The organism is Herbaspirillum sp. UBA812 (genome assembly GCF_002296545.1).
GTDB classification, from domain to species: Bacteria; Pseudomonadota; Gammaproteobacteria; order Burkholderiales; family Burkholderiaceae_D; genus Herbaspirillum; species Herbaspirillum huttiense.
This window is the reverse complement of the sequence record NZ_DBIC01000172.1, coordinates 1-8,052: the sequence shown is the minus strand read 5'-3', so window position 1 is coordinate 8,052 and position 8,052 is coordinate 1. Positions and strand designations below refer to the sequence as shown.

The following is an 8,052-nucleotide window of genomic DNA, read 5'->3' as shown; positions in this document are numbered from 1 at the left end:
CGCCCCCTGGCATGCCTTCGCCCGCCAGCGCGCGCGAGGGGAGGGCGCGGTGCATCTGCACTACATTGCGATCCTGCCGCATCCGCCGTCCGCGGAAGTCCTCTCCGAAGACTTGACTTATGCACAGGCCTTGCGCGCTGCATGGCCGCTGCCCTTGCCGGGGACGCATCGGCTCTTGCTCGATGAAGGCCGCGTCACGCTGACCCTGATCTGGGGTGCATTGGAAGAAGAGCTGGCCCGGCTGGAAGCGCCGGTAGACCTGTTCTACCTGCATGCCGACCCGACCCGCTTCGATCCCGCCGCGCCATCCTGGCATGCACATGCCTGCAAGCGCCTGGCGCGGTTGGCCTGGACCGGGGCGCGGGCGCTGGTGTTCGGTGCGGCGGCGGATGTGGCGCTGGCGGCGGCGATGCGCCAGGTCGGTTTCCATGGAGAAGCGCGTGACGGTGCGCTGGCCTTGCGTTATGCACCGGCCTGGGCGCGTCCGGCCACGCATGTGGCGGCCTCCGATACGCCGTTGCGGCGCGATCTGCCGCATGCACGGCAGGCGCTGGTGATCGGGGCCGGGCTGGCCGGAACCGCTGCGGCCGAGCGGCTCACGGCACGCGGCTGGCGCGTCGATCTCATCGATGCGGGCCCGGAGGTGGCCACCCGCGCTTCTGGCAATCACGGTGGTCTTTTCATGCCGGCACTGGCACGCGATGACAGCCCGCTGGCGCGGCTCACGCGTGCGGCTTTTCTGTTTGCCTCGCAGCGTCTCGATGATCTGGGCGGGGTCGGTCTGGACGATCATGCTGCCATTCGTGGCGAGCGCTGCGGCATCCTGCAGTTCGGCCGCGATGCCAAGCAGGCGATCTCCTTCGAGCAGGGCGCGCAGGAGTGGCAGTATCCGTCGCGTTATGCGCGCTGGATGTCCGCCGGTGAGACGGCAAGCGCACTGGGCATGCCGACCATGGGCGGCGGCTATTTCTTCCCGGAAGCGGGCTGGCTCAATCCGCCGTCGGTGTGCCGCCGCATGCTGGCGGTGGCGCAGTCGCAAGGCGAGGTGCGCACGCATTTCAATCGCGCCGTCGCCCGTCTGGTACGCGTGGACGGTCAATGGCAGGCGCTCGATGCCGCTGGCCTGCTGATCGCGCAAGCGCCGGTGGTGATTCTCGCAGCGGGCGCGCAGGCGCGCGTGCTGGAGCAGGCGGCGGGTTTGCCGCTCAATGCAGTACGCGGCCAGGTCACGCACCTGCCGGCAACAGGCTTCCCCGATTTGCCGCATGCGCTGTGTGGTGACGGTTACCTCACGCGCCCCTATGCCGGGCAGGTGTGCATGGGGGCCAGCTATGATCGCTTCGACGATCCTGCCCTGCGTGCCGACAGCCATGCCGAGAACCTGGCGCGCCTGCAGCACATGCTGCCGCAGATCGCGGCACACATGTCGCTGCCGCAGGCGGATGCGGATCTTCCTGGGCGGGTCGGTCAGCGCTGCATCGCGCCGGACCGCTTGCCGCTGGTCGGTGCCTTGCCGCGTGAGACGGGGGTCTATGGCCTGTTGGGCTATGCCTCGCGCGGCCTGATCTGGGCACCGCTGATGGCCGAGTTGCTGGCCGCGATGATCGAGCGTGAGCCCTTGCCGCTGCCGCGCGAATTGGTGGCGGCGCTGGACCCGGCCCGTTTCGGCGCGGATTCAGCGATCGGCCTCAACGCACCCAGTGACCCGGAATGAATACCCAGCCACCCGGACCCGGTTGCCAGTGGGCCGGTTCATAGCGGGCGTAGTCGCGGCGCACGCGTTCCCAGTGGCCGCCGATCCAGATGTGACGATGGCCGTTCCAGGCCCAGTAGCCGGGTGCCCAGGCATAGCCGTGACGCGGGGCGGGTACCACTTCATAACGCGGGGCGGGCGGTGGTGTGCCGATGCGCACATCGACGCCGACCACCTGCGCCTGCGCGGCAGGGGCCAGGGCTGCGGTGGCACCGAGCGCGGACAGGGTCGTGAGAAGGGCGAAGGCGAGGCGAGTGGTCTTGGTTTTCATGTTGGACTCCTGCAAGGTGGTGATGCGTGGATGCAGCGCAAGCGGGGCCGCGCTGTGAAAACCACTGTAGGAGCCGGGCTTCTTTAAGACTGTAATGTTGTGTTTCCAGTTGTGTCCGCGCCTGCCACCGCTGCGTATGGCAGCCCCGAAGGCAGCGCAGCGCGGGCGAATCCGGTAACAAATCGCGGCATACCGATACATGCCGCGCGCCCTGCACCGCTCATTTCCTGCGCGCCGGGCGCTCGTAGCGTTGCTCCACCACGCGGCTTCCCCATTGCTCACCCGGCGATTCCTCCACCAGTTCGAAGCCGGCCGACAGATACAGGTGGCGTGCCGCATCCAGTCCCTGGAAGGTCCACAAATAACAGGCCAGGCGATGGGCATCGACAAAGGCCATGGCCTGTTCCAGCAAGCGCCGTCCCACGCCGCTGCCGCGCAGGCTGTCGTCGACGATGAACCAGCGCAGGTGCGCCTGGCGGTGCTGCAGGTCGCCATCGATCACGATGGAGGCCAGGCAGCGCCCGTGTTCGACGTAGGTCCAGAGTTGCTTGCCGGCCTGGGGCAGGGTTTGTGCGAAGCTGCCCAGTTCGCTGGCCACCTTGTGTTCGAAGAACACCCCGAAGCCGGCCGCCGCGGCGTAGTAGCGCGCATGCAGGCTGGCGATATCGCCGATGCAGCCGGGCTGGTAGCCGATGCTCAATTCCGATGCCGCGCCTCTGGCCGGGCGAGCTGCTGCATTGGGGTTGTCGCGCGACAGGGCCTCGGAATACAGTGCCAGCGCCCGCACCAGGCCCTGCTGGTCTTCCGGCAGGATGCGCCGCAGGGCACCGGAGACCTGGTCGGTGGCGAACTTGTCGATCTTCTTGCGCAGCGCCTGCCCCTCATCGGTCAGCGCCAGACTGTAGGCGCGCCCGTCGCCCGGCACCGGGCTGCGCCGCACCAGCCCGAGCGCTTCCAGCTTGGCCAGCTGGCGGCTGGTGTTGGATTTGTCCAGGTACAGCAGCTCGCCCAGCTCGCGCGCCTGCAGGCCGGGTTTGAGTCCGATCTCGATGAGCGCGTGCACCGCCGAGGGCGCCAGGTCGCTGCCGGCCAGGGTGCTGCGCATGAAGCCCAGTTCCCGCACCAGCTTGCGCGACAGCTCGCGCAACTGGCGGATGGTCTGGTCGCGCGGGGGAGAGTGCAGGCCGTCATAGTCCATGGCAAGATCCGGTAATGGTTGCGAAGTGCAAGCAATGCTGCGCCAGATGATTGCGTTATGCAACTTGTTTGATGGCGTGGGCCATGCTGGCTGTCGCACCTGCGCAACTGGCGGGGCCGGGCTGGGAGTGCCTGCCGGGCTGGAGTAAAATGTCGCCTTTCGCGCAGCCTTCCGCCGTGAGCACACCGGCCATCGTGGCCTGCGCCACCTCCTGCATCCCCAGTCTTGTTGAAAGTCCCCGCACATGTTGCGCATCTCTGAACTGACCCTTCCGTTGAGCCATACGGAAGACGAACTGAACGCCGCCATCCTCGATCGCCTGGGCATCCCGGCCGAGGAACTGCTGTCCTTCACGCTGTTTCGCCGCAGCTACGATGCCCGCAAGAAGACGGCCATCACCCTGAACTACACCATCGACGTCGAGGTGAAGGACGAGGCCGCGGTCCTGGCGCGCCATGCCAAGACCACCAATGTCGGCCCCACGCCCGACACCTCCTACCACTTCGTCACCCGTGCCCCGGCCACCATCAGGAAGCGTCCGGTGGTGATCGGCTTCGGTCCCTGCGGTCTTTTTGCGGCACTGATCCTGGCCGAGATGGGCTTCAATCCCATCATCCTGGAACGCGGCAAGACCGTGCGCGAGCGCACCAAGGACACTTGGGGCCTGTGGCGCCAGCGCGAATTGAAACCGGAATCGAACGTGCAGTTCGGTGAGGGCGGGGCCGGGACCTTCTCCGATGGCAAGCTCTACAGCCAGGTCAAGGATCCCAAGCACTATGGCCGCAAGGTGCTGGCCGAATTCGTGGCCGCCGATGCGCCGCCCGAAATCATGTACGTCAGCAAGCCCCACATCGGTACCTTCCGCCTGGTCAAGATGATCCAGCTCATGCGCGAGAAGATCGAGAAGTTGGGCGGCGAATTCCGCTTCGAGCAGCGCGTCGAGGATGTGCTGATCGAAGACGGCCAGATCCGTGGCCTGACCCTGAACACCGGCGAACAGATCGAAGCCGACCACGTGGTGCTGGCCATCGGCCACAGCGCCCGCGATACCTTCGAGATGCTCTACGAGCGCGGTGTCTACATCGAGGCCAAGCCGTTCTCGATCGGCTTCCGCGCCGAGCACCCGCAGTCGCTGATCGACAAGTGCCGCTTCGGTCCCGGTGCCGGCCATCCCATCCTGGGCGCGGCCGACTACAAGCTGGTGCACCACGCCTCCAATGGCCGTTCGGTCTACAGCTTCTGCATGTGCCCGGGCGGTACGGTGGTGGCGGCGACCTCCGAACCGGGCCGCGTGGTCACCAACGGCATGAGCCAGTATTCCCGCAACGAGCGCAATGCCAACAGCGGCATCGTGGTGGGCATCTCGCCGGCCGACTATCCGGGCCATCCGCTGGCCGGCATCGCCTTCCAGCGCGAGTGGGAAAGCCGCGCTTACGAACTCGGCGGCGGCAACTACAATGCGCCGGGGCAGCTGGTGGGCGACTTCATCGCCAATCGTCCCTCTACCCAGCTGGGCAGCGTGGAGCCGTCCTACAAGCCGGGCGTGACGCTGGGCGACCTCAACCCGTCGCTGCCCACGTATGCCATCGATGCCATCCGCGAGGCGCTGCCGGCTTTCGAAAAGCAGATCCGTGGCTACTCCATGCATGACGCCGTGCTGACCGGCATCGAGACGCGCACCTCCTCCCCCATCCGCATCAAGCGCGATGACCACACCCTGCAGAGCCTCAACACCAAGGGCCTGTATCCGGCCGGTGAAGGCGCCGGTTATGCGGGCGGGATCATGTCGGCGGCCATCGACGGCATCCGCGTGGCCGAAGCGCTGGCGCTGGATATGGTGGCGCAGGGCTGATCCCCCGGACCGCCCAAAGCAAAACGCCGCTCCGGTGACCCGGGGCGGCGTTTTGTTTTTACGGCCTGAAGTGAAGATTACTTCTTGGCGCGTGCCGAAGCGACGGTCTTTTCAGCAGCAGCGGTGAACTGTTTGGTCGCGTTGGCCAGGTTGGCTTCCAGCGTTTCGACAGCTTGCTTGGAGTTCTTGGACAGTTGCTCGTAGGCAGCGTTGGCGTTGGTCAGGGTGGCCTTCAGGATCGAGACGGCTTGCTCCGAACCCGGGGGCGCATTCTTGCTGATCTCGTCGATCAGGGCCGACAGCTTGCGGCTGGTTTCGGAGATCTGGGCTTCGGCAGCCTTGGTGAATTCAGCCTGGGTCGAGGACACGATACCGGCCAGGTGACGGCTGTAGGCGGTGGCCTTTTCAGCGCCCGGCTGGGCTTGGGCGGCGGCCAGCGACAGCAGTTCCTGCGGGTCCTTGGCGGCGGCCAGCTGCTTGGCGGCAGCGGTGGCTTCTTCCAGGGTGGCCTTGGTGGCCGACAGGTTCAGTTCAACGATCTTTTCCACGCCTTCGAAGGCCTTGGCGGTCAGGTTGTTGATGAGGTCCAGGTGGGCTTGCAGGTTGGCCTTGGTGGCGGCGGAAAACTGATCTTGGTACGAAAACATGTGCATCTCCTAGGTGATATGAACAAATGAGCTTGCCGACGAGCGTGACGATCAAAACAATCGGCGTTCGAGCGCGGCTTTCGACCAGAATCAATCAACAATCATGATTTGTGCGCCGCAACAATTCTTATTTTATGCACTTCTTTGGTGAAATCAAGTGTTATTTGTGCGGCGCACAAAAAATAATCCGCCGCGTGGACATTTTGCTACGCCGCACCAGCAGCGGCTTTGCGGGCGATCAAGCCGAACGTTCGGTCGTTTTCTCCGGGCGGACGTGGGTGTCGCCGCTGGGGAGGTCATGAACCACGATGCCGGTATCGCTCTCGGAAAACGGACAGCCTTTGCCCAGCGCAATGGCACGCAGGCCATCCTGGTAGCCTTGCTCCCAGCGCCACATGACCGAGCCTTTGGCGAAGTTGACGTCCTTGGAGGCCATGTTCCAGTCGCGCCCGGCATAGGCCAGCCGCACGATGTGGATGGTGCTGTCGGCACCCAGCTCGGCCATCATCTGGCGGTCCTGCTGGGTCAGCATGTCGGGGGGCAGGCGCTTGTAGAGCGCGTGAGCCGCGCGGCGCAGCTTGTATTGCTGCAGATAGGCATCGATGTGGCGCTGTGAACGGGAGGCGAAGGTGACATCCTTTTCGCGCGTCTGCACCTCTTCCAGGGTACGCGGCTCCGGTCCGTCGGCATGCCACAGGTCGACCATCATGCAGAGCAGGTTGGTACGCGGCTCATCGTTCAAGACGGCTTCCAGCGGCGTATTGGAATACAACCCGCCATCCCAGTACAGCTCGCCGTCGATGCGCACCGGCGCAAAGCCCGGGGGCAGGGCGCCGCTGGCCATGACATGTTCCGGTCCCAGCGGCCGCTGGCGCGAATCGAAATTGACCAGCGTGCCACAGGTGACCTTGACCGCCGCGACCGTCATGCGGATGCCGGAGGGACCGTTGAGGTAATCGAAGTCGACCAGACGCGACAGCGTCTCGCCCAGCTCGGCGGTGCTGTAGAAACTGGCTTCGTCGGGGGGCACCGGCAGCCCCAGCGCAAAGGGGTTCAGCGGACGCGGCCGGAAGAAGCCGGCCGTGCCGCGCAGAAACGTATCGAGCGTGGTCAGGCGGGTGGCCCAGGGGCGCAAGGCGTCCGGGACCTGGCGCAGGTCGAACACGTCCGGATGCGCCACCGTCTCCCAGAATTCGCGCAGGCGGGCGATGCGGGTCTCGCGCGGGTTGCCCGCAATCAAGGCGGCGTTGATGGCACCGATGGAGGTGCCGACCACCCAGTCGGGGGTCAGGTCATTCTCGTGCAGGGCCTGGTAGACCCCGGCCTGGTAGGCACCCAGCGCACCGCCTCCCTGCAGCACCAGCGCCACGCGCGGCTTGGCGGCCACGGCAGCGGTGGCGGATTTGCGGCGGGGGGAGGGCGGCGACTGATCCTGATCCTTGCGCATCGTTCTTCCTTTCAGGGATACCGGATGGATCCGGCAACAACGTGAAGGTTCTGCAACAACAGCAGGAGTCTAGGATAACGCGCTTACACGGAAGTGACCGTCACTGTACGCGGACGTACGAAAAACCTGCAGTTCAGCTGGCCAGCCAGGCCTCGATCAGCTGGCGCGCCTGGGCATCGATCTGCTCCAGGTCCACTTCATGGCGGCGATGGAAAATCATCATCGCGTACAGGCCCGCCAGGGCATTGACTTCCGGGGACAGTGCGCACTCCTCTCCGCTGGCCGGGCGCTGGTGGCGCCAGTAGTTGATTGCATCTTCGAGTTCGGTGAGGGTGAGCATGGCGGTATTTCTTGATAAAGACGTAAGGTAAAACGTCGGCGCATTCTACTCCATTTCAGCCGCCGGTACTGGTTGAAAACACAGTATGGCCGGGCTTGCCGGGCCGCCATGCAATTTCCGCATAAGCATCTGCGCGCTCTGCAGCATGCAAAAAACAAGCAAGCACATGCGCAATGCTTCGTTCGGATTCCTCCCTCGCTTTGCTCTAATGAGACCCCTCGCGGGCGCCATTCGGCGCTGCCCGTACTATCCCTCAGGAGTGGTTCATGTCCGCGCACATCCTAGAAACCGTCCGCCGTCCCGGCCTGCGCCAGGCCCAGCGCATTACCAGCGAAGCGCAGGCACTGCAGGTTGCCGCCGAGCTGGCCGCCGAGTTCGCCCGGAGCGCCGCCGAGCGCGACCGTGAGCGCATCCTGCCGTTCGACCAGATCGAACGCTTCTCGCACAGCGGCCTGTGGGCCATCACCGTGCCGCGCTCCCATGGCGGTATCGGCGCGTCATGGCAGACGGTGGCCGAGGTGTTTCGGCTGATCTCCGCCGCCGA

General features: G+C 65.4%; 8 protein-coding genes. 3 read left to right on the top strand and 5 right to left on the bottom strand.

What is annotated here, in order from left to right; translation table 11 throughout:
- A partial coding sequence (mnmC, locus tag B3873_RS11540) for an FAD-dependent 5-carboxymethylaminomethyl-2-thiouridine(34) oxidoreductase MnmC (RefSeq protein WP_286866147.1) occupies window positions 1-1,714 on the top strand: 1,714 nt, incomplete at its 5' end.
- On the opposite strand, the gene B3873_RS11535 is transcribed toward mnmC, so the two are convergent.
- Window positions 1,689-2,024, bottom strand: coding sequence for a YXWGXW repeat-containing protein (locus tag B3873_RS11535; RefSeq protein WP_039790307.1), 336 nt, complete (start codon window positions 2,022-2,024; stop codon window positions 1,689-1,691). The two genes, mnmC and B3873_RS11535, sit on opposite strands and share 26 nt — an antisense overlap.
- Before the next feature lie 220 nt (window positions 2,025-2,244).
- Window positions 2,245-3,222, bottom strand: a complete 978-nt coding sequence (locus tag B3873_RS11530) for a bifunctional helix-turn-helix transcriptional regulator/GNAT family N-acetyltransferase (RefSeq protein ID WP_286866146.1) — start codon at window positions 3,220-3,222, stop codon at window positions 2,245-2,247.
- A 244-nt stretch (window positions 3,223-3,466) separates the two neighbouring features.
- Here B3873_RS11530 and B3873_RS11525 point away from each other — a divergent pair, with 244 nt between their 5' ends.
- Complete coding sequence (locus B3873_RS11525) at window positions 3,467-5,074, top strand: NAD(P)/FAD-dependent oxidoreductase (RefSeq protein WP_286866145.1); 1,608 nt, start codon at window positions 3,467-3,469, stop codon at window positions 5,072-5,074.
- Between the two features lie 77 nt (window positions 5,075-5,151).
- On the opposite strand, the gene phaP is transcribed toward B3873_RS11525, so the two are convergent.
- From phaP to B3873_RS11510, 3 genes are all read right to left on the bottom strand, one after another.
- Entirely contained in the window at window positions 5,152-5,721 is a 570-nt protein-coding gene (gene phaP / locus B3873_RS11520) for a TIGR01841 family phasin (protein ID WP_006463404.1), read from the bottom strand.
- Between the two features lie 238 nt (window positions 5,722-5,959).
- Window positions 5,960-7,168, bottom strand: a complete 1,209-nt coding sequence (locus B3873_RS11515) for a patatin-like phospholipase family protein (protein WP_286866142.1) — start codon at window positions 7,166-7,168, stop codon at window positions 5,960-5,962.
- Window positions 7,169-7,301: 133 nt separating this feature from the next.
- On the bottom strand, window positions 7,302-7,508 hold the full coding sequence (locus tag B3873_RS11510) for a DUF3717 domain-containing protein (RefSeq protein WP_034331418.1): 207 nt from the start codon (window positions 7,506-7,508) through the stop codon (window positions 7,302-7,304).
- Window positions 7,509-7,774: 266 nt separating this feature from the next.
- Between B3873_RS11510 and B3873_RS11505 the strand changes: the two genes are divergently transcribed.
- Window positions 7,775-8,052, top strand: a 278-nt coding sequence (locus B3873_RS11505) for an acyl-CoA dehydrogenase family protein (protein WP_286866141.1), incomplete at its 3' end; no start/stop codon positions are given.